The organism is Caulobacter sp. SLTY, assembly GCF_009905535.1.
Taxonomy (GTDB): Bacteria; Pseudomonadota; Alphaproteobacteria; order Caulobacterales; family Caulobacteraceae; genus Caulobacter.
The window spans coordinates 62,087-88,494 of the sequence record NZ_JAAALA010000003.1; the positions used below are offsets into that span (position 1 = coordinate 62,087).

Sequence of the window (26,408 nt, forward strand, 5' to 3'; positions counted from 1 at the left end):
ATCAATGCCGGCTTCGTTTGACGATTTCGAGATCGGCCAGGTCCATTCGCTGGGCGTGACCGCCGTGGACGCCAAGGCGCTCGACGCCTTCATCGCCGGCTTTGCGCCGGGCTGGGACCCCGCGCGCGGGGCGCCGGACGCCATGGTCTACGCCATCTGGTCACGCCTGGAGCTGGAGGCCGGCGACCGCTGGGCCCAGACCAAGCGGCTGGGCGTCGACGCCATGCGCTGGACCCGCAACCCGCCGCCCGGCGAGCTGCTGCGCGGCCGGATGACGGTGGTGGGCAAGGACGCGGTGGGCGAGGGCAAGGGGATCATCATCGCCCAGCACGACCTGTTGGATGAGGCCGGCCGGCTGGTGTTCAGCTGTTTGACGAGGGCTGTGTTCGCGCGATGACCGAAGCGGTGAAGGGGCCGGCGTCCTACTTTCCGTCGATCGAGAAGAAGTACGGCCAGCCGATCGCGCACTGGCAGCAGATCGTCAGGGGCGGCTATCCGGCCAAGCATATGGAGCTGGTCGCCGTGCTCAAGGATCAGCACGGCATGGGGCATGGGCATGCCAATGCGGTGGTCGCCTACACCCTGGCGCAGGATGGCCTGAAGTAGCGCGGCGCTTTCGGAAAACCTTCCAGCGACGGTGGGCCCGCCTCCTGGTCGGTCGCTCACGCTCCGAACCGTCCTCCGCCCACAAGCGGGCGGAGAGCGAAACGGTGTCGCTTCGCTCTCCCCCATGAAATGGGGGAGTGGATTTGGCGAGCGCTGCAAGCGAGGCAAACCGAGGGGGTCCGCCAACGAAAAAGGGCCGGTCTCGCGACCGGCCCCTTCCGTACTCAAAGCCTTGAAGGCCTAGGCGTTACCGGCCGCTTGCTTCTGGGCGCGTTCGCTGGCGATGGCGACCAGGCGGTCCCAGCCGGCGAGCGAGGTCATGTGGTTGTAGATGCGCTCCAGGGCGCCGTTGTCGCGGATCTCGACCAGCTTCTCGGCCGACAGGGCGCGCAGCTTTTCTTCCGAGACGGCGAAGTACTCGGCGATCACCACGGCCTGGCCCTGGGTGCCGTCCGGGTTGGTCGGGGTGAAGGTGGCCTGCTTGGTTTCCAGCAGGTCCAGCTCCTTGATCAGGTTGACGAAGTTCTCGGTGCGGCGGCGCTCGCCCTCGAAGTCCTCGCAGAACTTGATGGCGTTCTGGGTGTAGTCGGAGGGCTCACCCTTTTCGTCGAACAGGGGCACCTGGCCGCCGTTCTCGTCGAACAGCTGGGCGCCGCGCTCGATGCAGACGATCATCCGCTGTTGCGCTTCATCCTGGGCCAGAACGAAGGGGTAGCGGCGGATGTAGGCCGGGACGTAGGCGCCGTTGGCGAACACGCCCTTGGCGTCGACGAACAGGTTTTCGCCCGGGTTGATGCCCAGCACGGCCAGCGGCTGGCGCTGGTCGCCCGCGAAGATGATCGGGAAGCAGAGGGCGGCAAACTGGAACTCGGCCACGGTCAGCGGCACGACATGACCGGCCGAGGCGAAAGCGAACGGGCCTTCCAGCTGCTTGACGCCGAGCTTGCCGTGCATCTCGCGGCTCAGCGGCTCGGGGCTGTTGTAGAACAGGACGTTGCCGGCGACCGGGCTGACGGAGGTTACGGTGGACGTTTCCATTTATGGCTCTGATTAGGCGGCGGCTAAGGCCGGGAAAGGTGGAGCGGCGCTTCTATCCGATCCAGCGGAACCCGGCAATGCAACCGCTCTTGCAAGGCGAGATCATGGCCGCGGCCTCTTGCCCGCCCCTGGGTCAAGGCGCTTTGATCGGCCCAAACGGGAGAAGACGCCATGCCGATCCAGTATCCGGAAATCCTGTCGCTGAAGAGCGACCCCCAGCCCTATAAGTGGGGCGACCGGGAGACCATGCTCTATGCGCTGGGCATCGGCCTGGGCGCCGACCCGATGAACGAGACGGAGCTGCCATTCGTCTACGAGAGCGGGCTGAAGGCGGTGCCGACCATGGCCACGGTGGTGGCCTGGGGCGCGGGGCCGCCCGCCGCCGGCATGGGGATCAACTACTTGATGGTGGTCCACGGCGAACAGAAGGTGGAGTTCCACAAGACCTTCCCGACAGAGGCCGAGATCACCGCCGAGGGCCGCATCCTGGGCGCCTATGACAAGGGCGAAAAGGGGGCGGTGATCTATACCGAGACCGTGCTGAAGGACGCCAGGTCCGGCGAGAAGATCGCCACCCTGACCGGCTCGACGTTTGCGCGGGGAGATGGCGGCTTCGGCGGGCCGTCGGAAGGCGCGCCCGAGCCGCATGAGGTTCCCACGCGCGCGCCGGACAAGACCGTGGAGTTCTCCACCCGGCCCGACCAGGCGCTGATCTACCGGCTCTCGGGGGACCGCAACCCGCTGCACAGCGACCCCAAGATCGCCAAGATGGCGGGCTTCCCACGCCCGATCCTGCATGGGCTGTGCACCTATGGCGTCACCTGCCGCGCGGTGCTGCAGGAATACGCCGACTTTGATCCGGCCAAGATCAAGAGCCACCAGGTGCGGTTCTCCTCCCCGGTGTTCCCGGGCGAAACCATCGTGGTCGACCTGTGGAAGGACGGCGACGTGGTCAGCTTCGAGGCGCGGGTGAAGGAGCGCGGGGTGACCGTGGTCAAGAACGGCAAGACCCGGCTGGGTTAAAGCAGGCGGGCCGTGGGGGGCACGAAGTGGGCCCCCTCGTGCTCCAGCAGCCATGTCTTGCGCGGCAGGCCGCCGCCGAAGCCGGTGAGCGAGCCGTCGGCGCCGATTACTCGGTGGCAGGGCACCACTACGGCGATGGGGTTGGAGCCGTTGGCCAGGCCGACCGCGCGGCTGGCGTCCGGCTTGCCGAGCTTGCGGGCCAGGGCGCCGTAGCTGCGGGTCTCGCCGTGGGGGATGGCCTTGAGCTCGGCCCAGACCGAATGCTGGAAGTCGCTGCCGACGGCGCTGGTCGGGATGCGGGCCAGGGCGGCCAGGTCGCCGGCGAAATAGGCGTCCAGGTTGTCGCGGACTTGGGGCGCGGCCCTGTCCTTTACCACCTGGGCCTTGGGATAGCTGCGGCGGACGCTGTGGAGGAAGTCCTCCTCGGCCCGGTCGAAGTGCAGCATCCGCAGCACCCCGGCCTCGTCGACAGCCAGCCACAGGCCGTCGATGGGCGAGGGATAGCGCTCGATGGTCAGGATTTCAGGCGGCTTTGCGGGCATCGGCCTTCTCCTTGATCGCTTGGGCGTCGCCGGCCCACAGGTGCAGGGCGGCGTAGGCGCGCCAGGGCCGCCAAGCCTCGGCGCGCGCCAGCAGCTCGGCCGGGGTCGGGCGGCCGGCGGGCGTTTCCAGCGCCCGCATCAGGCCGATGTCGGCGGCGGGGAAGGCGTCCGGCTCGCGCAGCTGGCGCATGGCGATGTACTGGGCCGTCCATTCGCCGATGCCGGGCAGGGCCTTGAGCGCCTTGATGGCGGTGTCGAGGTCCTGGCGCGGGCCGAACAGGGTGGGGTCGGCCACGGCGGCGGCGGCCATGGCGCCCAAGGCCCGCGAGCGGGCGCCGGGCATGGGCAGGCGGGAGAGATCGGCGGCGGCCAGACGCGCTGGTTTGGGGAAGGCCAGGGTCAGACCCTCCCGCGCCCAGGCGGGCGGCAGAGGCTCGCCATAGTCGGCGGCCAGGCGCCCCGCCAGCAGAACGGCGGCGTGGACGGTGATCTGCTGGCCGAGGATGGCGCGAATGGCCAGTTCGAACCCGTCCCAGGCGCCCGGCACCCGCAGACCCGGCCGGCGGGCGATGCGAGAGGCCAGATCAGGATCGCGGGACAGATGGTCGGCGATGGCTACCGGGTCGGCGGCCAGGTCGAAGACCCGCCGAACCCGCGCCAGGATGGCCGGCAGGGCGCTGGGCCGGGGGAAACGCACCTGGACCGACAGCTGGTCCTTGCCGGCGGGGCTGACGGCGAGCGTTCCCATCTCCCCGTCCAGTTCGATGGTCCGAGCGTAGTGATCGGCCTCGACCCGCTCGACGCCGGGGATGGCGCGAAGCTGGAGGAAGGCGATCAGGCCGTCCCAGTCGTAGGGCGGCTTGTATCTGAGCTTGAGCGTCACCCCGTCCGCCGGTTCAACACCGGCCGACCGGCGGCGCAGCGACGCCGGCGGGCGGCGGTAAAGGGCCTGGAAGGTCTCGTTGAAGCGGCGCACGCTGCCGAAGCCGGCGGCCAGGGCCACCTGAGCCATCGGCAGGTCGGTGTCGTGGATCAACTGCTTGGCCAGCAGCACCCGCCGGGTCTGGGCAACGCCGACCGGGGTGGCGCCGAGGTGCTCCTGGAACAGCCGTCGAAGCTGGCGGTCGCCGAGGCCCAGGCGCGCGGCCAGCGCCTCCACATCCCCGCCATCCAACGCCCCGGCCTCGATCAGGCTGAGCGCCCGCGACACCGTGCTGGACGAGCCCTTCCAGGCCCCCAGGTCCGGCGAGGTCTCCGGCCGGCAGCGCAGGCAGGCGCGGAAGCCCGCGGCCTCGGCCGCGGCGGCGCTGGGGTAGAAGGTGATATTCTGGGGCTTTGGGGTTCGGGCTGGACAGATGGGGCGGCAGTAGATGCCGGTCGTCTTCACCCCGCCGAAGATTCGCCCGTCAAAACGGGGATCCCGAGACAGGATGGCGCGATAGCAGGCCTCGTGATCCAGTTCCATGCTCCTTATATGAGGGGAACCAAGGCCGCCGTCTCGCGGTTTTCGGACATCACCGTCCGCCCACAACCCTTGCCTTTTTGGGGATTTTGCGGTTTGAGCGGGCGGCAAAATTTCGAAACGATCTATCCCGAAGGACTGAATGAAAGACCCGCTGAAGACAGGTTTCAACGACCGTATCGCCGCCGCCGCCGAAGCCAAGAAGGCCATGCTGGCGCGGATGAAGCCTAAGCCCACCGTCACCGACCCCAACTTCGTCGACCGCGCCACCCGCAAGGCCCTGGAACTCGAAGCGATCCGCGCCCAGCGCGCCGCCGAGAAGGAAGCCGCCAAGGCGGAGCAGGAAGCCAAGCGCCAGGCTGAACTCGAGGCCCGCGCCGCCGTCGCCGAGACCGAGCTGGAAGCCAAGCGCCGCGAGCGCAAGGAACGCAAGGCCGCCGCCAAGGAAGAAGCGCGGCTGAAGAAGGAACTGCGGCGGGCGCACTAAGCGCCCACCCTGTCCCTTTCTAGAAGAACGCCGACAGGTTCAGCGACATGTAGAGCGTGTCGCGGCTGTCCGGCGCATTGGGGGCCGTTTCCAGGAAGCGGCCTTTGGCCAGCCACACCCCGTTGACCTCGAGCCGCAGGGCGTCTGGGACCAGCCAGTAGCGCACCCGGCCATCCAGCTGATAGCCGGCGAAGCGGCCCGAATCGCCTGCCGCATCGCGCACGCCGGTGGTCGAGAAGCTGTCAGTCGCCGAGGCCAGCCACAGGGCGCGGACGGCCAGGAAGCTGTCGAGGCGCGGGCTCTGGGTCATCTCCAGGCGAACCCCGGGCGAGACGATGTTCGACCGGCCAACGGCGTTGTAGATGCCGGACGGGGCGAAGTCGGCCCGGCGCATGCCGAACAGGGTGTCGAACCGGCCGTAGGAGGCGTCGCTGTCATCCCCGCTGGCGTAGTCTACCTCCGCCGACAGCCGGGGCTTCCAGGCCGTCGAAAAGCTGTAGCCGACTTCGGCATGGGCGAAGCCGGCCTCGACGTCCAGGGTGGCGGCGGCGGGGCCGAGGCCCGCGCTGATCTCGCCGGTCTGGGCGATGACTTCGACCTCGTAGTCGAGCTTGCCGGCCGCCGGGTCGCGGACCACCCGCAGGCTGACGCTGTCGAGCGAGCGGTCGCGGGTCGGGCGGCCGGGGGCGTCCTTTTCCTCGAAGTGGAAGTAGCTGCCCTCCAGCATGGCCTTGCCGAAGGTGTCCGGCCGGCTGAGGACGCCGCCCCAGATGACCAGGTCGTCGTTCTCCTGGTCCCACTCGGTCTGGCTGTCGCGCACCGAGGCGCGGTCGTCGGGCAGACGCACATGGGGCATGACCCAGACGGCCGACCCCTTCATCCCGGCCGGCAGGGCGGCGTCGAAGCGGACCCCGGTGTAGCCGTTGGTGGTGTTGCGATAATCGTCGGCGGCGACCAGCCGGCGGGAGCCGAGGTTGAGGGTGAAGCGGCCGGCCTGGACGCTGGCCTTGCCCTTGGCGAACGGGGAGTCGAAGTCGGCGGCGATATAGGCCTGGACCAGTTCGAAGGTGTTGACCTCGCTGGTGGTGACCGGCGATCCGGCGTCATCTTCCCACACACGGCTGTCATGCAGCTCACCGACCAGGCGGACCGGGCCGGCGCGGTACTCGGCGCCGAGGATTGTGCGCAGGCTGATCAGGTCGTCGTGCTCATTGAAACCCGGGCGGGCCTGGCCGTCGATGGCCTCGTAGCGGATGCGCATCGACCCGCTCAGGGTCAGGTTGTCCGGCGCGTCGACGGCCTTGCCCACGGACCAGGGCGAAGGCTTGCTCTGGGCCAGGGCCGGCGAGGCGGCGAGGACGGCGGCCGAGGCCAGCAGGACGAGAGGAAGGCGGTGGGACAACAATAAGGCTCCAGCCCGGCGGGCGTCGTTGGTGGTTGGTCGCCAAATGCCAAAGCCCCCCTTAGAATTGCCTAAACGACGTTCCAGGAGCGACACTATGTCCGACCTCTTCTCCCTCGCCGGCCGCACGGCCCTGATCACCGGCGGCTCGCGCGGCATCGGCAAGATGATCGCCGCCGGCTACATCGCCGCCGGAGCGAAGGTCTACATCAGCGCCCGCAAGGAGGTCGCCTGCCGCGCCACGGCGGAGGAACTGGGCTGTGTCGCCCTGCCGGCGGATGTGTCGACGATGGAGGGGATGGCGGCCCTGGCCGGGGCCTATCGCGAACATGAGAAGACGCTCGACATCCTGGTCAACAACGCCGGCGCCGCCTGGCTGGCCCCGTTCGACGAGTTCCCGGAGAAGGGCTGGGACAAGGTCATGGACCTCAATGTCAAGACGCCCTTCTACCTGACCCGGGAGCTGGCCCCCGAACTTCGCGCCGCCGCGACCGCGGAGCGGCCGGCCAAGGTGATCAACATCGCCAGCATCGACGGCATCGCGGTGAACCCCCAGGAAACCTACCCCTACGCCGCCAGCAAGGCCGGGCTGATCCACCTGACCCGGCGGATGGCCAAGACCCTGATCGCCGACAACATCGTCTGCAGCGCCATCGCCCCCGGCGCCTTCGCCAGCGACATGAACATCGCCGCCCGCGACCAGGCCGAGGCGGTGGCCTCCCGCGTGCCGGCCAAGCGGATCGGGACCGACGAGGACATGGCCGGGGCGGCCATCTACCTGGCCTCGCGGGCCGGGGACTATGTGGTCGGGGCGACACTCACCGTCGATGGCGGGGTGGCGTTCTGCTGAGCTAGAAGTTGCGCTTGGCCACTCGGCCCAGCGCGCCCACGGCGGCGGCGGCAAACTCGGCGGTGCGCCAGGCGGTCTCGCGGTTCTCGGCCTGGCCGCTGGCGGCGACCTTGGCGTCGAGGTTCATCAGGGTCCAGGTCCAGCGCTGGTTCTCTGGGCGCACGAACATGGCGTAGCCGTCAGGGGTGTGGGTCACTGAACAATTCCTCCCGGTTTGAGCCGGGAGGATGCGCGCGCGATTTCCAGAGCGGGCGGCGGACGCGGCGCCGATTCAGTGCAGGACGGCTCTCAGGCCAGCGGCAGCCGCACCTCGAACCGCGCCCCCTTCGGGGACGCCACCGCGGCGATGGTCGCGTGGCTGGCGGCCAGCAGGGAGCGGGCTATGGAGAGGCCCAGGCCCGTGCCGCCGTCGGCCCGGTGGCTGGTGAAGAAGGGTTCGAACAGGCGCTCGCGGTCGGCCTCGGCGATGCCGGGGCCATCGTCCTGGACAGCGAGACAGAGCTGGTCGTCAAGCACGGCCGCGGACAGAACCACGCGCCTGGCGCCAGCCTGGCGGCTGTTTTCCAGCAGGGTGGTCAACACCGCTTCCAGCGTCGCGGCCGGAACGGCGACGGGGGGCAGATCGTCGGTCAGGTCGACGGTCACGGCCAGGGCGGCGTGGCTGTCGGCGATGCGGTGGGCGATGGGCAGGATGGCGACCGCCACTCCGGCCTCGGGCCGTGCCATGTCGGCGCGGGCCATGTCGAGCAGGCGGGTGACCAGCTGGGCCAGGCGGGCATTGTCGGCGGCAATGTTGTCGAGGAAGCGGCGGCGTTCCTCCGCGCTCATCGTTTCATAGTGGTCCTGCAACAGCTCCACCGCCCCGCCGATGCCGGCCAGAGGAGTCTTGAACTCATGGCTCACCGCGGCGGCGAAGTCCCGCAGATAGCGGCTGCGGGTATCGATGGCCTGGGCCATCTCGCGGAAGTCCTCGTAGAGGTCGCGGATCTCGATCGCCGCGGTGGACGGCGTCTGGGGCGCCTTGCCCCGGCCGGCGGTGACCTCGCGGGCGGAGCGGCTGAGCGCCACGATCGGCCGGGTGATGCCGCGCGAGACGAGCCCTGACATGATCACCAGCAGCCCAAGGATGACTGCCAGGCCAAGCAGGATCTTGCCCCGGTCCTCATACACCCCCCGGAACAGGGCGCGGGGCGAGCGGGAGAGCAGGAAGACGCCGACCACCCGGTCCTCGACCACGATGGGCCGGGCGTGGTGGATACGCAGGGTGGAGGCGCGGCTGAGCCATTCGTATCGGCTCTTGGTGTAATAGTCGCCGTTCTCGCGCATCACTGTGGCGGGCTCGCCGTTCAGCGCGGCGCGGACCTCAGGCAGGGCGGAGTGGTCCCCGCCCCGGCCGTATCCGCGCACCACCTGGCCCCGGCTGTCGAGCAGCAGCACAGAGGCCAGGGTGGTCTTCACCGTACCGTCGATGACGGGGGCCAGCTCAAGGGCCGCCGTTTCCGCTGCCGCGTCCGGCGTCCAACGGGCCCGGGGAGCAAGGGGGCGTTCGGGCAGGATCTTGCCGCTGGAAAGATCGATGCTGGTCCGCTCGGGCCGGTAGTAGTCGGGCGCGCGGGTGTTGGCCGGCGGCGGCGGGCGGGCGCCGGGCCAATGGGCCTGGGCCGCGGCCACGAGCGCCGCGCCCTGGGCGACCAGCTCGGCCTCGGTCTGGCGGACCAGGGTGTTTTCATAGACCCGCAGCAGGATGGCGCTCATCACCGGCAGGGCGGCCACGGTCAGCAGCACGCCGAGCAGGATGGTGCGCAGCCGCAGGGCCGGCCAGTGGCGCTTCACGAGCTCTTTCAGCCGGCCGATCAACCGCGGGACATCATGACAGGACCGCCCCCTGGCAGGGTCCGAGCCGGTAGCCGACCCCGGCCTTGGTCTCGATGACGTCGTGGCCGCCCAGGGCCGCGAACTTGCCGCGCACGTTGCGCACATGGCTGTCGATGGTGCGGTCGGTGATGGCGAAGCCCGGCCCATGCAGCCGGTCGATGATGGCGTCGCGGGTGAAGACCCGGCTGGGCGCGGCGGCCAGGGCCTTGAGGATGCCGAACTCGGTGACGGTCAGCGCCGCCTCCTGCCCGGCCCAACGGGCGGTCCAGCCGTCGGTGTCGAGGGTCAGCTTGCCGTGGGTGATCAGGCTGGCAGGGGCCGGGGCGGCGGCCGCCTGGCCCCCTGAGCGGCGCAGGATAGCGCTGATCCGGGCGGTAACCTCGCGGGGGCTGAACGGCTTGACCACATAGTCGTCCGCGCCCAGCTCGATGCCCAGCACCCGGTCGATCTCGTCGTCACGGCTGGACAGGAACAGGATCGGGGTGTCGCCCATGGCCCGCAGACGCCGGCAGACCTCCAGCCCGTCTAGGCGGGGCATGTTGATGTCCAGCACCACCAGGTCCGGCGCCCTGGCCTGGGCCGCCTCCAGCGCCGCCATCCCGTCCTCGGCCTGGGTGACCGTGTAGCCGGCCTTGGTCAGGGCGAAGTCGAGCAGCTCGCGGATATGGGGGTCGTCATCGGCGATCAGGATGGAGCGGGACATGGCGGGCATCTTTCCGATGCCGGGGCGCAGGTCAACGTGCGGGGTCATGGGCGGGCTCCTCTGATGGGAGGAGACTGCGGGCGCAGGCATGGAGGAACGCCGCCGAGCCGGGTGCAGGAGCCGCGCGGCCCTGTGCAGATTCGGTGCAGACGGGAGGGATCGCCCTCCCCGTCATGGCCCGGTCAGGCGGCCTTCGCCGCAGGCGTCGGGAGCAGGGAGGAGACTACCAGCCGGCTGAGCATGCGGCCTTCCAGCGGCAGGATGGCGTCCACAAAGGCCGCCTCGTCGCTGGCGGACAGCTCAGGCGGGGCCTGGAACTGGGCGGCGTCGACCAGGAAGGTCTCCTGAACCGCATCGACCAGCAGGCCGGCCAGCTGGTCGCCCTCATGCACCACCACGATGACGTGGCGGGTGGAGGGTTCGGTGACCCCAAGACCCAGGCGCTGGCGGACGTCCATAACCGGCATCACCGCCCCCCGGAGGTTGATCACCCCCAGCATGTACGGCGGTGTCTGGGGCATGGGCGAGGCCGGGGTCCAGCCCCGGATCTCACGCACCGAGATGATGTCGATGCAGAATTCCTGGCCGCCGATCTCGAAGGAGATCAGTTCGACCTTGGAGGGGGTGGTGGCGGTCATCGGCGGGCTCCCTGCGGCGGCCATCAGAATTCTTCCCAGTCTTTGGCGGCGGCGGCGCGACCGCCGCCGATGTGGGCGGCCAGCCGCTGGCGGGCCTGGCCGACCGGATTGCGGGCGGGCGCGTGGCGGGCCGGATCGGCCAGTTGCGGACCTCCCGGCGCGGCCGTGCGGAACTTGGACACCAGCGCGGCCAGGTCGGTGGCCTCGCCGCGCAGGCTGGCGGAGGCGGCCGTGGATTCCTCGACCATGGCGGCGTTCTGCTGGGTGGCCTGATCCATCTGGTTGACGGCCGTGTTGACCTGGGAGAGGCCCGTCGCCTGCTCCTGCGCCGACTCGGCGATCTCGGTCAGCAGCCGGTCGATGCGGGTCACCGACTCGACGATCTCGCCGAGCGCCTGGCCGGTCTGGCCGACCAGCTTGACCCCGCGATCGACCTGGGAGGCGGAGCTGGAGATCAGCCCCTTGATCTCCTTGGCGGCCTCGGCCGAGCGCTGTGCCAGGGCTCGGACCTCCTGAGCGACCACGGCGAAGCCACGGCCGGCGTCACCGGCGCGGGCGGCCTCGACCCCCGCGTTGAGGGCCAGAAGGTTGGTCTGGAAGGCGATCTCGTCGATCACCCCGATGATCTGCGACACCTGGCCGGAGGACTGTTCGATCTCGGCCATGGCGCCGACGGCCTCCTGCATGACCGCGCCGGACTGAGAGGCGGCGACCTTGGCGGCGGCGGCGGCCTCGGCGGCCTGCTTGGCGCCGTCGGCGCTGCGGCGGACGGTGGCGGTCAGCTCATCGAGGGCGGCGGCGGTCTCTTCCAGGCTGGCGGCCTGCTGCTCGGTGCGGCGCGACAGGTCGTCGGAGGCGCTGGCGATCTCGTCCGAGCCCCCGCGGATGCCGCCGGCCGAGGCGTTGATGGTGGTGATCGCCTTGTTGAGGCTGTCGACGGCGGCGTTGAAGTCGCTGCGAATCTGGGCGTACTGGCCCTCGAAGGCGGCGTCGATGCGGACGGTCAGGTCGCCGCCGGCCAGCCGGCCGAGGCTGGCGGCCAGAGCCTCGACGACCATGGCCTGCTCGGCCTCGTTGCGGCGACGCTCGGCGTCGGCGGCGGCGCGCTGGGCTTCGGCCTCGGCGCGCGAGCGCTCGGCCTCCGCCTCCAGCTGGCGGGCGCGAAGGGCGTTGTCCTTGAACACCTGAACCGCCTGGGCCATTCCGCCGATCTCGTCGCGGCGATCCTGGCCCTGAACGGCGACGGCGAGATCGCCCTTGGCCAGCCCGGCCATGGCCCCGGCCAGGCCGTTGAGCGGCCGGGCGATCTTGGAACGCGATACATAGAGTGCGAGGCCGACGCCGGCGCCGATACCCATCAGGGCCAACAGCACATTCAACATGATGGCGCGGTCAGCCTCAGCGCTGAGGACCTTCAGGGTAGCCGCCGTTTCCTGGCTGTGCCTTTCATTGTAGGCGCGCATGTCCTCGGTCAGCCGCAGGATGTCCTTGTCGAGCGGTTGGAGAAGAGCCCGGGCGGCTTCGTTGTCATTGGCCAGGCCAGCTTCGATCGCCTTGCCGGCTTCTTCGACGACCGTCTTCGCCCGGTCGCGGAAGGCTTGGATCGCACCGGCCTCTTCGGGGACCAGGGCGGCCGCCTTGTCCAGGTTGGCGTTCAATTTCACGACCGAGTCTTCGAAGTTGGCTTTCGCGGCCTGTGCTTCGCTCGAAGCCCCATCATAGGCCATGGTCATGTAGGCGGCGTAGGCGATCTGGGTGACTCGTCGGTTGGCCCTGGCGAGTTCAACCGAGGCCGGATCTTCCTTTTCGGTGAGTCGGGCATACTCGGAGTCGATCCGCTGCATCTGAAGAACGCTGAATCCCGCGCTGACCGCGAAGGCGCCGGACAGGGCAACGATCGCCAAGAGTATCTTGGAGGAAATTTTCCAGTTATCGAGAAATCGCACGGTCGTTTAGCCCCCGGGCCGCTGAACAGGAAGCGGCGATACAGATGACCGCCGCGCGTTGTCCCTGCCCTATGCGCGAGTTGGCTACTTGAATTTTAAAGGGCGACAGGCTGCGTCAATGCACCACTGCGCGATTTGAGGTTACCCCCTACCGCCGCGAACCCAGGAGGTTGCGGGCCACCACCCAGTTATGGATCTCCGTCGGGCCATCATAGATACGCATGGTGCGGATCTTCGACGCCATCATGTGCAGCGGCAGCTCGCGGGTCATACCCATGGCGCCGAAGGCCTGCATCACCCGGTCGACCACCTCCCAGCCCATCTCGGTGGCGTAGGCCTTGATCATCGAGATCTCGGTGCGCACGTCGCGGCCCTGGTCCATCTTCCAGGCGCAGTCGTAGGTCATCAGCCGGGCGGCGTGGATGCGGGTATGGGCGTCGGCGACCCAGTTCTGGATGGTCTGGCGCTCCGACAGCGGGACGCCAAAGGTGTTCCGCTGGGGCGCGTACTCGATCAGCATCTCCAGGGCCCGCTGGGCCATGCCGATCGACCAGGCGGCCATTTCGCAGCGGCGGGTGCCCAGCCGCACCTGCATGGGGGCGAAGCCTTGGCCCTCGGCGCCCAGCAGCTTCCAGCCGGGCACGCGGACGTCGTCCAAGGCGATCTCGAAGGTCGCCTGGCCGCCGAGCATGGGGATCTTGCGCAGCACGTTGAAGCCGGGGCTGTCCTGGTCGACCAGGAAGGCGCTCATCCCGCCCCGGCCGCCCTTTTCCTTGTCGGTCACCGCCATGACGATGGTGAAGTCGGCGTAGTCGGCCTTGCTGATCCAGATCTTGCGGCCGTTCAGCACCCAGTCCTCGCCGTCCCGCACGGCCGAGGTCAGCATGCCGGAGGGATCGGCCCCGGCGCCGGGTTCGGAAATGCCGATGGCCGAGACGGTCTCGCCGGCGACATAGGGCGCCAGATAGGCGGCGCGCTGCTGCTCGTTCACCGTGGCCATCATCATGCGCAGGTTCGGGCTGTCGGGCGGCAGGGTGTAGTTGGTGATGCTGCGACCCAGCTCCTCGTTGACCGCCACCATGGCCACATGCGGCAGGTCGGCGCCGCCGACATCCTCCGGCGCGTCCAGGCCCCAGAGGCCCATCTCCTTGGAGACCGCGTCGACTTTGAGGGTCTCCTCCGCGGTCAGGGCCGCGGCGCCGCCGGCCGCCTCGCGTTCCAGCACCCCGGCCTCGAGCGGGTTCAGATGGTCGTCGACGAACCGGCGGACCAGGTCCTTGAGCATCCGGTGGTCTTCGTCGAGGTCGAAGTGCATGGCGCGTCCCCTGTCGTTTGAGATGGTTTAGCAGGGTGACGGTGAGGGAGGGGAAGTGAGAATTCAGGCCCGCTTCGCCGCGGGCGACTTCGGAGCCTCCACCAGCCTGGCCTGGTCAAGGAAATCGACGATCCCGGTCAGGGGCATGGGCCGAGCGATGAAGTAGCCCTGGGCCAGGTCGCAGCCCATGCCGGTCAGGATGGCAAGGCTCTCAGCCGTCTCGACCCCCTCGGCGACGATCTTCAGGCCCAGGCTGTGGGCCAGATCCACGGTCGACTTGACGAGCAGGGCGTCGCGCGCGCTGCGGTCGAGGGTGAGGATGAATTCCTTGTCGATCTTCAGCTCGTCCGCCCGGATCTGCTTGAGATAGGCCAGTGACGACAGGCCCGAGCCATAGTCGTCGATCGAGATGGCGATGCCGGCGGCGCGGAACCGGTCGATGATGTCGTGGGCCGTTTCCGGATGGTCGATCACGGCCGTCTCCGTAATCTCCAGGCAGATACGTCCGTCGGCGGCGGCGATCATGCCGATGGCTTCGGCGGCGAAGTCCGGCTCGCCCAGCATGCGGCCCGACAGGTTGACCGAAACGGTCAGGTCGTGACCGGCGAGGCGCAGGGCGGCCTGGTCGCGCAGGGCCTGTTCCAGGGTCCAGCGGGTCAGGGCGCGGATGTGGCCGGTTTCCTCGGCCAGGCCGACGAACAGGTCCGGCGAGATGAAGCCGCGCACCGGATGGCTCCAGCGGACCAGGGCCTCAGCCCCGGTAACGGCGCCGGCGCGGGTGTCGTGCTTGGGCTGGTAGACCATGGCCAGCTCGCCGTTCTCCAGCCCCCGCAGCATCTCGCTCATCAGGGAAAGCTTGGACGCCGGGTCGCCATAGGCGGCGGCGTCAAAGGCGGCGACCGGACGGCGGGCGGCCCTGGCCTGGTCGAGGCCGATGCCGGCCCGCTCAACCGCGGGGACCGGATGGTCGTCGAGGACCGCCGCCAGACCCGCGCTCAAGCCGACGTCGATAGTCTGGTCGTCGATCCGCACGGGCTGACTCAAGGCGGCCACCAGCTCGGCGAGATCGACCAGGGCCGCCTCAAGCGTGCGCGCGCGCAGCATCAGGGTCAGCCGCTCGCTGGAGACCCGGGCGCAGACGGCGTCGGGGCTCAGGGCGTTGGCGCGCAGGGCCAGCTGGCGCAGCACCTCACCAGCCAGGCGGTAGCCTAGCGCGGCGCGCAGCTGCAGGAAGCGATCGACCCCGATGGCGGCAACGTAGAGGCCGGCGGGATCAGCCTGCGCCAAGGCCGCCTCCAGGGCGCGGCGGTTGGGCAGCCCGGTCTCCTGGTCCGTCAGCGCCATGGCGGTGATCCGGCCCTCCCGCTCGCGGATGCCCGAAGCCATGGCGTTGAAGCTTTCGGCCAGGCGGCCGATCTCGTCACGGGTGGCGACCGAGACCTGGGCGTCCTCGCCGTCACGCAGGCGGCGGGCGGCCTCGTCAAGGGCCGCGACCGGGCGGGTGATGGAGCGGGCCAGCAACCAGCTGCCGAACACCAGGACGCCGAGGCCGGCCAGCCCGACCAAGGCCAAGGTCAGCATCAGGGCGCGGTAGGGCGCCATGGCCAGCTTGAGTGGATAGCGCAGCACCAGCACCGCGCGGTCGCCCTCGCCCATGGCCGCCAGTGGCTTGGCCAGGGTCAAGGACTCGCCCTGGGCGGTGTCGAGCGCGAGCGGCTTGCTGTCAGTGCGGGCGGCGTCGATGAGCTGGGCCAGATCGGGGTCCACCGCGCCGGCGTCCGTGGACCGCCAAGGCTGGCCCTGGGCCTGGGTCATCACGGTGGCGGTCAGGGGGATGGAGGCCAGGGATTCAAGCGAAGCCATCTCGGCCTCGGTCAGCCGTTCGGCGAAGACCACCCAGCCGATCAGCTGGGGGGCCATGATCGGTTCGGCCACCGCCTGGTAGGCGCTGTCGTTGAGCCGCAGGACGCCGGACGTGGCGCCGCCGTCCAGTGCGTACCAGAGCTTTTCCACCGCGGCCGGGTCGACGTCAGCCGCCCCGGTGATGCTCCCGTCGGCGCCGACGATGAAGGCCCGGTCGAGGGCCAACCGGCCGCGCAGGTTGTCGAGGGCCGATTCCACCGTCGGGGCGTCACCCGAGGCCAGGGCCTCGCGGAAGCCGAAGTCGCGGGACAGCACCCGGGCGCCTTCGGCCAGCTGGTCGGCCTTGAGGCTCCACAGCCGATCGAATACCGCCCCGCCGGCCGTCAGCTCGCTCTGCACCTGGCGCCGAGCCTCGCCGCCGACCGAAAAGAAGACCGCGATGGCGGTGAACAGCAGGGCCGCGCCGAACAGCCCGGCATAGAGGACGGTGAGCCGCCCGCGGAGGCTGGTGAAGGACCGCATCAGTGCCGATGTCCGGCGGGCGCGCGGATCTCCACGCTGACGGCGTCGCGCACCGGACCCGAAGCCGGCACGGCGGCGGTACGGGTCAGTTCGTTCTTCGGCGCGCGCAGATAGGGATGCCAGACCCGGACGGTGGCTGTCCCGGCCGGAATGCCGCGGAGGGTGGCGGTCCCGTCGGCGCCGGTCTTCACGGCGAAGGGGGTGTCGACCACCTTCACGAAGCCGACCATCTGGTCGTGTATGTTGCAGCCGATGGCGGCGACCCCGACCGCCTTGAAGGTGACGCTGCGGGTCTCGTCCTTGCCGAACAGCTTCAGCTCGAACTTGTTGCCCGCCGAGAAGGAGTAGACGTGGTGCTGGACCTTGTCGCGGTTGGGGAAGGAGACCGCCGCTCCGACCGGCGCAACCAGGACGAACGGATCGAACTGGACGTTCTGCTGGGCGACAGTGAGCGGCCAAGCAAACCGGATCGGTCCCTTTGGGACGCCGCCAGCCGGGTGGACGGTGACCACGGCGTTGGGCAGCGGCTTTCCGGCCGTGTCGCGAACGATCATCACCAGATCACCCGCCCACGCTTGGGCGGGAGCGAGGGCAAGCAGAAGGATCAGGTATAGGCGCCGCATAATGCTCTTCTGCGCACGGCGGCGTGAAAGTTCAGTAAATCTGGACCGATTGAAATGACAGCTTTCAACCTATAGTGTTTTAGCTCATCTTGCGCAGTCTTAGGACGGCAAACCTCGCGTTAAGCAATCCCTCCGCAAACCGTCGCTGGAAGCAGCGGGGCGAATGCAGGACTGGGCTTGATGAATACCTTTACGAAAAAGGTCCTGGCCGCGGCGCTGGCAGTGTCGCTTGGCCTGCTGGCCGGCCCGGCCTTGGCGCAGGATTTCGACACCGGCGGCAAGCTGCTGCTCACCGGCGGGGTCAGCACCATCGAGGGCGCCGGAGGCGGCGGCCTGGCGACCTGGGCGACGACCACCGGCTATGCGACCGAGGACGGCATCGGGGCCAACGTCCACGCCACCTATGTCAGCCTGCCCGATTTCGAATTCCGCACCGCCGGGGTGGCGGTGGGGCTGTTCGACCGGGTCGAGATCTCCCTGGCGCGGCAGGAGTTCGACACCGGGGCGACCGGCGCCAAGCTCGGCCTCGGCAAGGGGTTCACCTTCACCCAGGACGTGGTCGGGGTGAAGGTCGTGATCGTCGGGGACGCGGTCTATGACCAGGACCGCTGGCTGCCGCAGATTGCCATCGGCGCCCAGTACAAGACCAACGACCAGGGCGCGATCGTCGCGGCGATCGGCGGCAAGGACGACAGCGGCGTCGACTACTATGTGGCCGCCACCAAGGTGCTGCTGGACCGCAGCCTGGTGGTCAACGGCACGGTGCGGATGACCCGTGCCAACCAGACCGGACTGCTGGGCTTCGGCGGACCGAACGAGGACGGCTACACGCCTCAGTTCGAGGGCTCGGTCGCCTGGCTGGCGACCAAGCGCCTGGCCTTCGGGGCCGAGTACCGCACCAAGCCGGAGAACCTGGGCTTCGCCGGCGAGGACGACTGGGCCGACATCTTCGTGGCCTACGCCTTCAACAAGCACCTCTCCGTCACCGCCGCCTATGTGGACCTTGGCGATATCGCCACCTTCAAGGATCAGCGCGGTTTCTACATCTCCCTCCAGGCCGGATTCTGACCCGATGAGACGCGCCGTTCCATTCGCCGCCGCCCTGATGCTGATCGCCAACGCGGCGGTCGCCCAGGAAACTACCGGACCGCAGCCTTGGGCCATGCCGGGGGAAGAGACGGTCGATCCCTACACCGTCTCCGACGCCAACGCCGGGACAGGTCCGATCACCGATCCCAAGGTGTTCGCGGCCTTCAATGGCCGTGAAGGGGTGGCGCGGATCGTCGCCACGACCCTGGACCTGGCTTATGCGGACGCGCGGATCGGGCCGATCTTCAAGCCGTTCGAGCGGGCGCGGGTCGAGCGGACCCTGACCGAACACTTCTGCTACGTGCTGGGCGGCGGCTGCGCCTACACCGGCCGCGACATGAACGCCTCGCACAAGGACATGGGGGTCAAGGCGGCGGACATGGGCCGGCTGGTCGAGCTGCTGCAGATCGCCATGGACAAGGAGGGGGTGCCCTTCGCCATGCAGAACCGCTTCCTGGCCAAGCTGGCCCCGATGAAGCGGGACGTGATCCAGAAGAAGTAGGGTTCAGGCGCGTTCCAACGCGACCATCAGCTCGCCCATGACCAGCACCTGACCGTCGCCGGTCACGGTGATGGCGTACTGCAGCGCCGCCCCGGTGGCGGCCAGCTGTTCGGCCCGGACCTCAAGCTCGCCCTCCACCAGATCCAGCCGATCGCGGGTCCAGGTCAGATTGTTGATCACCGCCAGAAAGCCGCGCCGGGGCTCGCGCTCGATGCCGGTCAGCTTGGCATGCAGGGCGACCGCCTGTGCGGCGTATTCGGCCGCCGCGCTGGCCGGCAGGATGCCGTCCCGCCGCAGGGGATTGACCGGATCGCGATGATTGACCGCCCGACAGGCGATCCAGGCGCGGTCACCGCCGATCACGGAGTCCAGCAGGATCATCGCCCCGGCGTGGGGGATTTCCCCGGCGATCGCGGCCTTGTCCATCGGCGGGAGGTTCGACATCTGCGGATTCACAGGCAAAGAAGGGAGACTGATTCCGCGCGGATGCTGATGACTTCCACCTTCACGATCAAGCCCGACCACCCGGCCCTGCCCGGCCACTTCCCCGGACACCCCGTCGTGCCGGGGGTGGTAGTCATCGACCATTTGATCCGGTCCTTGGGCGAGGCTCACCCGGATCGCACCTGCGTCGGCGTGCGGCGGATGAAGTTCCTGCGCCAGCTGCTGCCCGGCGAATCGGTCGATGTGGTGTTCGGCGAGGCCAAGGCCGACAGCATCACGGTCAAGGCCCAGGTCGCGGGCGAGCCCCTGATTGAAGGCCGGCTGAACCTCGCCCTTCAATCGTAGCGTTTACGGTGAGCATCTGTGAGGCGTCCGCGCCGCGCCCTGCCGAAACCGTCCGCTAACCGCCGAAATTCGCTTGGCGTTTCGTTGCCAGACGCCGTCCACTTCGCCTATGGGATGAAGCAGTGCGTTGAGGGGGAATGTCACGGCGATGAAGCGTGTGCTCGTCGTTCACTATTCACAGACCGGCCAGTTGAGCGACATCCTGCGCTCGACCGTGGCCCCGCTTGAGGCAAGCCCGGACATCGAGGTGACCTGGCTGCCGATCGAGCCAGCGACCCCCTATCCCTTCCCCTGGCCGGCCGGTTTCTTTTTCAACACCTTCCCTGAGACGGTCTATGAGGACGTAGACCCGATCAAGCCGATTGCAATGCCGGCCGACACCGATTTCGACCTGGTGATCCTGGGCTATTCGGTGTGGTTCCTGTCGCCGTCCAAGCCGATCACCGCCTTCCTGCAGAGCACGGAGGCCAAGACCCTGCTGGCCGGCAAGCCGGTGATCACCGTGATCGGCTGCCGCAACATGTGGTTGTCGGCTCAGGAGCGGATGAAGGATCAGTTGTCGGCCCTGGGCGCCCATCTGATCGACAACGTGGTGCTGACCGACAGCGCCCACAGCGCCTTCACCTTCATCTCCACCCCGGCCTGGATGCTGACCGGCCACAAGGGTCCTTTCCTGGGCGGCGTGGTGCCGGAGGCCGGGGTCAGCGCTGAAGATATCGCCGGCTGCCGCCGGTTCGGCGAGGCCATTGCGGCCAAACTGCCGACCCGCGAGCGGGGCGATACCTCGCCCATGCTGAGCGGCCTGGGCGCCGTCTCCATCTTCGAGGGCCTGATGAGTTCGGAGAAGGTGGCCCGCAAGAGCTTCCTGATCTGGGGCCGGCTTCTGCGCGCCTGCGGCAAGCCGGGCAATCCGTTGCGCGGCGCGGTGCTGGTGATCTACGTCGCCTTCCTGTTCACCCTGATCTGCACCGTGGTGCCGCTGCTGGCGGTCATCAAGAGCCTGATCAAACCCCTGGCGCGGGAGCGTATCGCCCGTCAGCGCGCCTATTACGCCGAGCCCTCGGGCGAAGGCCGCGCCCTGCTGGGAGCCGCAGAATGACTGTTCGTAGCGTTTACATCACCGGCACCGCCAGCTTCCTGCCGGGCCAACCCGTGCTCAACGACGAGATGGAATCGGTGCTGGGCCAAGCCGGAGACCGGCCCAGCCGCGCCCGCCGCACCATCCTGCGCAGTAACGGGATCAAGAGCCGCCACTACGCCATCGATCCGGCGACCGGAAAGGCGACGCACAACAATGCCCAGCTGACCGCCGCGGCGGTGAAGAAGCTGGACCAGACCATCGGCCTGCCGCCCATCGACGTGCTCGCCTGCGGCACCTCCATCCCCGACCAGGTGATGCCCAACCATGCGGCCATGGTGCAGGGCGAACTTGGCCTGCCGGCCTGTGAGGTGATGGCCACCAGCGGGGTCTGTCTCTCGGGCGTCACCGCCCTGAAGTACGCCTATGTGACCGTGGCCGGCGGCCTGCACAGCACGGCGGTGGCCACCGGGTCGGACTGCCCCTCACCGGTGCTGAGCGCTTCCAACTTCAGCGCCGAGATCGACGCCAAGGTCGAGGCCCTGGAAAAGAGCCCGGAGATCGCCTTCGAGAAGGACTTCCTGCGCTGGATGCTCAGCGACGGGGCCGGCGCCTTCCTGTTGCAGGACAAGCCCCGCGAGGGCGCCACCAACCTGCGCATCGACTGGATCGAGACCTTCTCCTACGCCGGGGAGATGGAGACCTGCATGTACGCCGGCGCCTCCAAGAACGAGGACGGCAGCGTCACCGGCTGGACCGCCATGACCCCCCGGGAGCGGGAGACCGACAGCGTCTTCTCGATCAAGCAGGACGTGCGGCTGCTGAACGAAAACGTCATCCACTACACGGTGGAAAAGCCCCTGCCCGGCATCGTGCAGAAGTACCAGCTGCGGCCCGACGACATCGACTATTTCCTGCCGCACTATTCGAGCGAGTACTTCCGCGACAAGGTCTACGCCGGGCTGCTGAACGCCGGGTTCGACGTGCCGCAGGACCGTTGGTTCACCAACCTGACCACCCGGGGCAACACCGGGGCGGCCTCGATCTACATCATGATCGACGAACTGGCCCAGAGCGGCGACCTGACGCCCGGCCAGCGACTGCTGTGCTGGATCCCCGAGAGCGGCCGGTTCTCGAGCGGCTTCATGCATCTGACGGTGGCATAAGAGGCCTTCCATGAAGAAGGACGAGGTTCCCCAGGAGACCGCCCGCACCTACGGCGGGGTCAAGAAGCTGCTCTATGCGGTGGATGAGGCCGGGGAATACACCGGGGTAAACTCGGCCGGCTGGGAGCCGGAAACCTTCGCCACCGTCCAGGCGGTGGATGAGCTGAACCGCCTGCGCGACGAAGCTTTCGCCGACGCCAAGGCCGGGCGGGTGAGCCCGCTGGTCTTCTGGATGTACGCCCGGCGGATGGAGCCGGCGACCCTGACCGCCACCACGGGCCTCTGGGCCTGGAGGGTGAAGCGCCATTTCAAGCCGGCCATCTTCGCCCGCCTGCCCGACCGCATCCTCGCCCGCTACGCCGAGGTGATGGACATCACGGTCGCGCAGCTGCGCGGCCTGCCCGCCGCCCCGGACGCCCAATGACCGAGTTCACGCACCGACAGTCCGCCCACTGCGAAAGCGGCGTGGTGGCCAACATGGTCAGCGACGGGGGCCTGGGCCTGAGCGAGCCGATGGCGTTCGGCCTGAGCTCGGCGCTGACCTTCGCCTACATGCCGATCATCAAGATGGCCGGCATGCCGCTGATCGCCTACCGCATGCCGCCCGGCCACATCATCAAGGGGGTGGCCAAGCAGCTGGGCATGAGCTGGAAGCGCCAGACCTTCTCCGACCCGGACGCTGGCATGGCGGCGCTGGACGCCCAGCTCGAAAAGGGCCACGCCGTCGGCCTGCAGACCTGCATCTACTGGCTGCCCTACATGCCGGAGGACATGCGCTTCCACTTCAACGCCCACAATCTGGTGGTCTACGGACGGGACGGGGACGACTACCTGGTCAGCGACCCGATCTTCGAAGGCGTGGTGCGTTGCGACTCCGCCTCCTTGCGTAAGGCGCGGTTCGCCAAGGGGGCCATGGCCGCCAAGGGGATGATGTACTATCCCGAAGGCACGCCCAAGGAGATCGACTTCGCCAAGGCCGTGCCCAAGGCGGTGCGGATGAACCGCCGGATCATGGTCGGCGCCCCGTTGCCGGTCATCGGGGTGAAGGGCATCCGGTTCCTCGGAAAGAACATCGGCAAGGTCGCCGCCCGGCCGGACGCCAATACCTACCTGCCGCAATACCTCGGCCACATCGTGCGCATGCAGGAAGAGATCGGCACCGGCGGCGCGGGCTTCCGCTTCCTCTACGCCAGCTTCCTGCAGGAGGCCGGCAAGAAGCTGTCCAACGACCGGCTGCTGCAGGCCTCGGCCGCCCTCACCGACGCGGGCGACAGCTGGCGCAAGTTCGCCCTGGTCGCCACCAAGATGGCGCGCGGGCGCCAGACGCTGGACGTCAAGGAACTGGACAACATCCTCAACGGCATCGCCGACAAGGAACTGGCCATGTGGCAGGGGCTGAAGGGGATTTAGCGCCGCAGCCAGGTCTCGCCGGGACCGGCCGCCGTGTCGATGATCGCCTTGGCCTCGGCGCTGCCGAACAGCTGAGCCTCCAGGAAGGCCACCGAATAGCGCAGGCCGGCGTCGTAGGCGGGCTTGGGCTGGCCACCGACCAGGTCGTGAGCGGCGCCGGCGAAGGTGACGGCGTACTTGCCGCCGGCCGGAGAACTCTCGATCGGGAACAGATGGTCCCGCCAGTCGGTGACGAAGCCGGGCACCACGTCTTGGTCGCCGGTGATCACCATGGCCGGGACCTGCAGGCCGGCATAAGCCGGCGGGGCGATCAGCCCGGGGATCTTGCCAGGCGAGGACCAGCCCAGCACCGCCCGCACTGACGGATCGCGCAGCGGCGCCATGTAGGCCAGCGCCCCGCCCAGGCAGAGCCCGATCAGGGTCCCGAAGCTGTGGCCGACGGCGGCGACCGGCTGGCCTGGCCAGCGCTGGGCCGCCTCGCCGCTAACCGCCTTCATGTCGGCCAACCGGGCGATGAAGCCGGCTTGGGGATCGAATTTCTCGCGATCTGGATGACGCACGGAGTCGACGTGCAGCGGCGCGATGACCGCCAGCCCGGCCGCCATCAGGACCTGGGCTATCGGATCGTACCGCTCCGGCCAGGAGCCGTGCCCGGTGGACAGCAGCACCACGCCACGCGGCTTGGCCGGCTCCCAGATGAACCGGCTGGTCGAACGGTCGGACGTGATCTGGAGCGGGCCGCCGGCGGTCGGGGCCGCCAGTCCAGCCGAGGCGATCAGAGGGGTAGCGAGGGCGCCGGCGAACAGGGCGCGGCGGGTCAGCTGGGTCATGGGTACGCTTTCTACTGCTTCTTGCGGGCGGCCTTGGCGGCGACCGCCGCGTCAGCGATGGCGCGCGCCAGGCGGCCGATCAGATCGGCCGGAACCGGCGCGTCATAAGGAAACTTCAGCGTCCCCTTGCTGAACTCGTAGCCCGCCAGTTCGTCCCCGAACGCCTCTCTCACACTCTCTGTCACCGGATAGACGCTATAGTGGGTCTTCCAGCCGGCAAAGAAGGCGACCACGCCGGCGGCCGTGCGGTAGCCGGCGATCTGGTAGGAGATGACCTCTGTCGCCTCAGGCAGGGCCGCGCGGATGGCGGCGCGGACCTGTTCAAGGATGGGGCGGGAGGCCGCCGGCTGGGCGGCGATGTAGTCGCCGATGCTCTTGAAATCGGTCCTGGCCATCAGGCCCTCACGGTGAAGGCGGCGTAGCGGCCCTCGTCGTCCGAGGCGATGTGGACCAGGCGCTCGCCGGGCGCGGCTTCGGCCAGGAAGGCGCCGGCGGCCCGGGCGGAACCGCTGTCGTGGTAGGGCTGGCCCATCAGGTAGTCGAACCGGCGGGTGAGGCTGGTCTCAGCCAGGTCGACCGGGGCGGCCAGCAGGGTGGTTTCGGGATCGAAATCCTGGGCGGCGATCCAGGCGAGCAGGTCGGCGCGGGTCGTGAAGAAGCGAGCGGCCTCAACGGCGGGCCCCTCGCCATCGGCGGTCAGCCAAAGCCAATGGGCCGCTTCGGCGATCGGGGCTCCGGGAGGCTGGCCCAGCCGTTTGCGGTGGGCGTCCAGCGGCGGGATGACGATATCAGCTGAACCGACCAGCGCGGATTTCACAACCCCGGTCTTCAGGTCGAGCACGGCCAGCTGAAGCGCGGCCTCGAAGCCGAAGCCTTTGGAACCCAGGCAGCTCGAGCGACCGGAAAGACCGAACTGCTTGGCGACATAGAAGCAGGCGGCGTTGCTGACCGTGTTGATGAAGCTGAGCGGCTTGGGCGGAAAGCCGTCGCGGAACAGGTGTTCGATCACTTCGACGGTGACCTCGAAGTCGCCGCTGCCGGTGGTGAAATAGACCGCCGTCTCCGGCGGCGGGGTCTGGCCGCCCAGGCAGCGGGCGGCTCCGATCAGGGCCAGGGAGATGAACCGGCCGATCCGGCGGACCGCCTGGCCCGTCGCTTCCTTGACCACAGGCTTGAGGTCGGTCAGGTCCCCCGACTCTTCCTGGAGGTAGCCACCGTGGCCTGCGATGCGGGCGTCAGTCATTGGCCAGCACCAGGCTGGTGTTGTTGCCGCCGAAGCCGAAGTAGTTGAGCAGGAAGGCGCCCCGGCCCACCGGCGCCCAGGTCTGGTTCAAGGCCAGGCCCAGATCGCCCGGTGTGGCGCTGATCCCCGGATGCGGCGGCAGGCGGCCGGCCTCGGCGGCAGCGCAGACCAGCAGCAGTTCGGCCAGGCCGCAGGCGCCGAAGGTGTGGCCGATGAACGGCTTCATGGCGAGCAAGGGGGGAATGTCGTCGAACACCTGCTGAATACCGGCCGCCTCGGCCTCGTCGTTGAGCAGGCTGGCCGTGCCGTGCGCCTTGACCGCCAGGATGTCGGAGGTCGTCAGGCCGGCGTCGGCGAGGGCCTGACGCATGACGGCGGCCACCGTGGTGCCATCGGGGTTGGCCGCCGAGACGGCATGGGTGTCGCAGAGGTTGGCGCCGCCGATCAGCCGGAAACGCGAAGGGCCGGGCGCCGCGCCCACGACCAGGGCCGCCGCCGCCTCGCCCAGCACCAGACCGGCGCGCGCCGGATCGAATGGGCGCATGCCATTGGGGGCCAGCAGGGCTAGGCTCTGGAAGCCGAGCGCCGTGATGACGTTGAAGATCTCCAGCCCGACGATCAGAGCATGATCGATCAGCCCCTCGGCGATCATCGCATCGGCGTAGATCAGGGCGTTGGCGCTGGAGGTGCAGGCGGTGTTGACCGTGAAGTCCGGCCCCCGCAAGCCGAACCGGCGGCGCAGGGTGTCGGCCAGTCCGCCCATGGCGACATTGGCCATCAGCGGCCTGGCGTCGGGGTCGACGAGCAGGTCCTGCGCATAGGCCGCCTCGCTGACTGAGACGTCGAGGCTGGAGGAGCCGAGAAACAGCGCCGCCCGTTCCAACTCGGCGGGCGTCAGGCCGGACGCGGCGATGGCCTCCTCGACCACCGGCTCCAGCGCCCGCCACAGCCGGGTCCCGACGTCTTCCAGCGGCAGGTCCGCCAGCAGCATGGTGGGGGTTCGCTCCACCCCCTCGCCGAGCGGGACGTCCGTGAACCCCGGCTCGGGGGGTCCGGCCGGAAGCGCCGCCAGGTTGGCGGGCAGACCGCGGCCCAGGGTGGTGTGCAGGCCGGCCCCGAGGAACCAGGCCCGCCTCATGCCGCCTTGCTGCGCTCGGCCTCAATGAAATCGGCCAGCGACGCGACCGAAGCCAGCGCCTTCCGCGCGTCCGGGCCACCTTCGATACGCACCCCGAAGTTCTCCTTCACCGCCATGCTGATTTGCAAGGCGTCGAGGCTATCTAGATCGAGGTCGCCGCCGATCAACCGGTCGTCGTCCCCGATCTCGCTGGGATCCATATCCTTGTCGCACTCACGCACGATCATCGCCTTCAGGTCGGCCAGCATCTGCGCGCGGTCTGACATGT

Annotated in this window: 30 protein-coding genes; 12 read left to right on the top strand and 18 right to left on the bottom strand. The window is 68.8% G+C overall.

All coding sequences use genetic code 11. From position 1 onward, the window contains the following. Nucleotides 1–4: 4 nt before the first annotated feature. Nucleotides 5–397, top strand: coding sequence for an acyl dehydratase (locus GVN21_RS02415; RefSeq protein WP_166573107.1), 393 nt, complete (start codon nt 5–7; stop codon nt 395–397). Continuing rightward, entirely contained in the window at nt 394–606 is a 213-nt protein-coding gene (locus GVN21_RS02420) for a DUF4287 domain-containing protein (RefSeq protein ID WP_166573108.1), read from the top strand. Before GVN21_RS02415 ends, GVN21_RS02420 begins: the two co-directional genes overlap by 4 nt. A gap of 240 nt (nt 607–846) precedes the next feature. Here GVN21_RS02420 and GVN21_RS02425 read toward each other — a convergent pair whose 3' ends face one another. Next, entirely contained in the window at nt 847–1,644 is a 798-nt protein-coding gene (locus tag GVN21_RS02425; protein WP_166573109.1) for a SapC family protein, read from the bottom strand. A gap of 171 nt (nt 1,645–1,815) precedes the next feature. On the opposite strand from GVN21_RS02425, the gene GVN21_RS02430 reads away from it, so the two are divergent. Next, nucleotides 1,816–2,667, top strand: coding sequence for a MaoC/PaaZ C-terminal domain-containing protein (locus tag GVN21_RS02430; protein ID WP_166573110.1), 852 nt, complete (start codon nt 1,816–1,818; stop codon nt 2,665–2,667). Here GVN21_RS02430 and GVN21_RS21105 read toward each other — a convergent pair. Further along, a complete protein-coding gene (locus GVN21_RS21105) occupies nt 2,664–3,209 on the bottom strand; it encodes a methylated-DNA--[protein]-cysteine S-methyltransferase (RefSeq protein WP_166573111.1) in 546 nt (181 codons plus the stop codon). The genes GVN21_RS02430 and GVN21_RS21105 overlap by 4 nt on opposite strands. After that, the gene (locus tag GVN21_RS02440; protein WP_166573112.1) at nt 3,190–4,674 is read right to left on the bottom strand and encodes an AlkA N-terminal domain-containing protein; all 1,485 of its coding nucleotides are present in this window, start codon (nt 4,672–4,674) and stop codon (nt 3,190–3,192) included. The genes GVN21_RS21105 and GVN21_RS02440 overlap by 20 nt, the downstream gene beginning before the upstream one ends. A gap of 139 nt (nt 4,675–4,813) precedes the next feature. On the opposite strand from GVN21_RS02440, the gene GVN21_RS02445 reads away from it, so the two are divergent. Continuing rightward, entirely contained in the window at nt 4,814–5,158 is a 345-nt protein-coding gene (locus tag GVN21_RS02445) for a DUF6481 family protein (RefSeq protein ID WP_166573113.1), read from the top strand. A 19-nt stretch (nt 5,159–5,177) separates the two neighbouring features. On the opposite strand, the gene GVN21_RS02450 is transcribed toward GVN21_RS02445, so the two are convergent. Continuing rightward, a complete protein-coding gene (locus GVN21_RS02450; RefSeq protein WP_205689884.1) occupies nt 5,178–6,560 on the bottom strand; it encodes an alginate export family protein in 1,383 nt (460 codons plus the stop codon). A 97-nt stretch (nt 6,561–6,657) separates the two neighbouring features. On the opposite strand from GVN21_RS02450, the gene GVN21_RS02455 reads away from it, so the two are divergent. Then, a complete protein-coding gene (locus tag GVN21_RS02455) occupies nt 6,658–7,410 on the top strand; it encodes an SDR family oxidoreductase (RefSeq protein ID WP_166573114.1) in 753 nt (250 codons plus the stop codon). Between the two features lies 1 nt (nt 7,411). Here the strand turns inward: GVN21_RS02455 and GVN21_RS02460 are convergent, their stop codons facing one another. From GVN21_RS02460 to GVN21_RS02495, 8 genes are all read right to left on the bottom strand, one after another. Further along, nucleotides 7,412–7,606: a hypothetical protein gene (locus tag GVN21_RS02460; RefSeq protein WP_166573115.1), complete on the bottom strand. Its 195-nt coding sequence runs from the start codon at nt 7,604–7,606 to the stop codon at nt 7,412–7,414. 92 nt (nt 7,607–7,698) lie between these two features. Continuing rightward, nucleotides 7,699–9,243, bottom strand: coding sequence for a HAMP domain-containing sensor histidine kinase (locus GVN21_RS02465; protein WP_346764209.1), 1,545 nt, complete (start codon nt 9,241–9,243; stop codon nt 7,699–7,701). 34 nt (nt 9,244–9,277) lie between these two features. Continuing rightward, nucleotides 9,278–10,036 (bottom strand): response regulator transcription factor, encoded by a 759-nt coding sequence (locus tag GVN21_RS02470; protein WP_240902718.1) that lies wholly within the window; start codon nt 10,034–10,036, stop codon nt 9,278–9,280. Between the two features lie 134 nt (nt 10,037–10,170). Further along, on the bottom strand, nt 10,171–10,626 hold the full coding sequence (locus tag GVN21_RS02475) for a chemotaxis protein CheW (protein ID WP_166573117.1): 456 nt from the start codon (nt 10,624–10,626) through the stop codon (nt 10,171–10,173). Between the two features lie 23 nt (nt 10,627–10,649). Beyond that, the gene (locus tag GVN21_RS02480) at nt 10,650–12,572 is read right to left on the bottom strand and encodes a methyl-accepting chemotaxis protein (RefSeq protein ID WP_346764210.1); all 1,923 of its coding nucleotides are present in this window, start codon (nt 12,570–12,572) and stop codon (nt 10,650–10,652) included. Between the two features lie 148 nt (nt 12,573–12,720). Then, nucleotides 12,721–13,887 carry an acyl-CoA dehydrogenase family protein gene (locus GVN21_RS02485; protein WP_166573119.1) on the bottom strand — a complete coding sequence of 389 codons (1,167 nt, stop codon included), beginning with the start codon at nt 13,885–13,887 and terminating at the stop codon, nt 12,721–12,723. A 63-nt stretch (nt 13,888–13,950) separates the two neighbouring features. Beyond that, nucleotides 13,951–16,272, bottom strand: a complete 2,322-nt coding sequence (locus GVN21_RS02490; protein ID WP_166573120.1) for an EAL domain-containing protein — start codon at nt 16,270–16,272, stop codon at nt 13,951–13,953. Continuing rightward, the gene (locus tag GVN21_RS02495) at nt 16,272–16,895 is read right to left on the bottom strand and encodes a methylamine utilization protein (protein WP_166573121.1); all 624 of its coding nucleotides are present in this window, start codon (nt 16,893–16,895) and stop codon (nt 16,272–16,274) included. The genes GVN21_RS02490 and GVN21_RS02495 overlap by 1 nt, the downstream gene beginning before the upstream one ends. Before the next feature lie 180 nt (nt 16,896–17,075). Between GVN21_RS02495 and GVN21_RS02500 the strand changes: the two genes are divergently transcribed. Both GVN21_RS02500 and GVN21_RS02505 read left to right on the top strand, forming a co-directional pair. Beyond that, complete coding sequence (locus tag GVN21_RS02500) at nt 17,076–17,963, top strand: DUF3034 family protein (RefSeq protein WP_166573122.1); 888 nt, start codon at nt 17,076–17,078, stop codon at nt 17,961–17,963. A 4-nt stretch (nt 17,964–17,967) separates the two neighbouring features. After that, complete coding sequence (locus tag GVN21_RS02505) at nt 17,968–18,486, top strand: group 1 truncated hemoglobin (protein ID WP_205689885.1); 519 nt, start codon at nt 17,968–17,970, stop codon at nt 18,484–18,486. Nucleotides 18,487–18,489: 3 nt separating this feature from the next. Here GVN21_RS02505 and GVN21_RS02510 read toward each other — a convergent pair whose 3' ends face one another. Continuing rightward, nucleotides 18,490–18,930, bottom strand: coding sequence for a hydroxymyristoyl-ACP dehydratase (locus GVN21_RS02510; RefSeq protein ID WP_166573123.1), 441 nt, complete (start codon nt 18,928–18,930; stop codon nt 18,490–18,492). Nucleotides 18,931–18,972: 42 nt separating this feature from the next. Between GVN21_RS02510 and GVN21_RS02515 the strand changes: the two genes are divergently transcribed. From GVN21_RS02515 to GVN21_RS02535, 5 genes are all read left to right on the top strand, one after another. Next, entirely contained in the window at nt 18,973–19,275 is a 303-nt protein-coding gene (locus tag GVN21_RS02515) for a hypothetical protein (protein ID WP_205689886.1), read from the top strand. A gap of 148 nt (nt 19,276–19,423) precedes the next feature. After that, a complete protein-coding gene (locus GVN21_RS02520) occupies nt 19,424–20,374 on the top strand; it encodes a dialkylrecorsinol condensing enzyme (RefSeq protein ID WP_166573124.1) in 951 nt (316 codons plus the stop codon). Continuing rightward, entirely contained in the window at nt 20,371–21,519 is a 1,149-nt protein-coding gene (locus GVN21_RS02525) for a beta-ketoacyl-ACP synthase III (RefSeq protein WP_166573125.1), read from the top strand. Before GVN21_RS02520 ends, GVN21_RS02525 begins: the two co-directional genes overlap by 4 nt. A 10-nt stretch (nt 21,520–21,529) precedes the next feature. Next, entirely contained in the window at nt 21,530–21,943 is a 414-nt protein-coding gene (locus tag GVN21_RS02530) for a hypothetical protein (protein ID WP_166573126.1), read from the top strand. Next, nucleotides 21,940–22,929 carry a BtrH N-terminal domain-containing protein gene (locus tag GVN21_RS02535; protein WP_166573127.1) on the top strand — a complete coding sequence of 330 codons (990 nt, stop codon included), beginning with the start codon at nt 21,940–21,942 and terminating at the stop codon, nt 22,927–22,929. The genes GVN21_RS02530 and GVN21_RS02535 overlap by 4 nt, the downstream gene beginning before the upstream one ends. Here GVN21_RS02535 and GVN21_RS02540 read toward each other — a convergent pair. The 5 genes from GVN21_RS02540 to GVN21_RS02560 are packed head-to-tail and all read right to left on the bottom strand — an operon-like array spanning nt 22,926 to nt 26,406. After that, nucleotides 22,926–23,759 (bottom strand): alpha/beta hydrolase, encoded by an 834-nt coding sequence (locus GVN21_RS02540; RefSeq protein ID WP_166573128.1) that lies wholly within the window; start codon nt 23,757–23,759, stop codon nt 22,926–22,928. The genes GVN21_RS02535 and GVN21_RS02540 overlap by 4 nt on opposite strands. A gap of 11 nt (nt 23,760–23,770) precedes the next feature. Next, nucleotides 23,771–24,154 carry a DUF1801 domain-containing protein gene (locus tag GVN21_RS02545; protein WP_166573129.1) on the bottom strand — a complete coding sequence of 128 codons (384 nt, stop codon included), beginning with the start codon at nt 24,152–24,154 and terminating at the stop codon, nt 23,771–23,773. Next, nucleotides 24,154–25,002 (bottom strand): hypothetical protein, encoded by an 849-nt coding sequence (locus tag GVN21_RS02550; RefSeq protein ID WP_166573130.1) that lies wholly within the window; start codon nt 25,000–25,002, stop codon nt 24,154–24,156. The genes GVN21_RS02545 and GVN21_RS02550 overlap by 1 nt, the downstream gene beginning before the upstream one ends. Next, complete coding sequence (locus GVN21_RS02555) at nt 24,995–26,140, bottom strand: beta-ketoacyl synthase N-terminal-like domain-containing protein (protein ID WP_166573131.1); 1,146 nt, start codon at nt 26,138–26,140, stop codon at nt 24,995–24,997. Before GVN21_RS02555 ends, GVN21_RS02550 begins: the two co-directional genes overlap by 8 nt. Then, nucleotides 26,137–26,406: a phosphopantetheine-binding protein gene (locus GVN21_RS02560; protein ID WP_166573132.1), complete on the bottom strand. Its 270-nt coding sequence runs from the start codon at nt 26,404–26,406 to the stop codon at nt 26,137–26,139. The genes GVN21_RS02555 and GVN21_RS02560 overlap by 4 nt, the downstream gene beginning before the upstream one ends. Nucleotides 26,407–26,408: the final 2 nt, after the last annotated feature.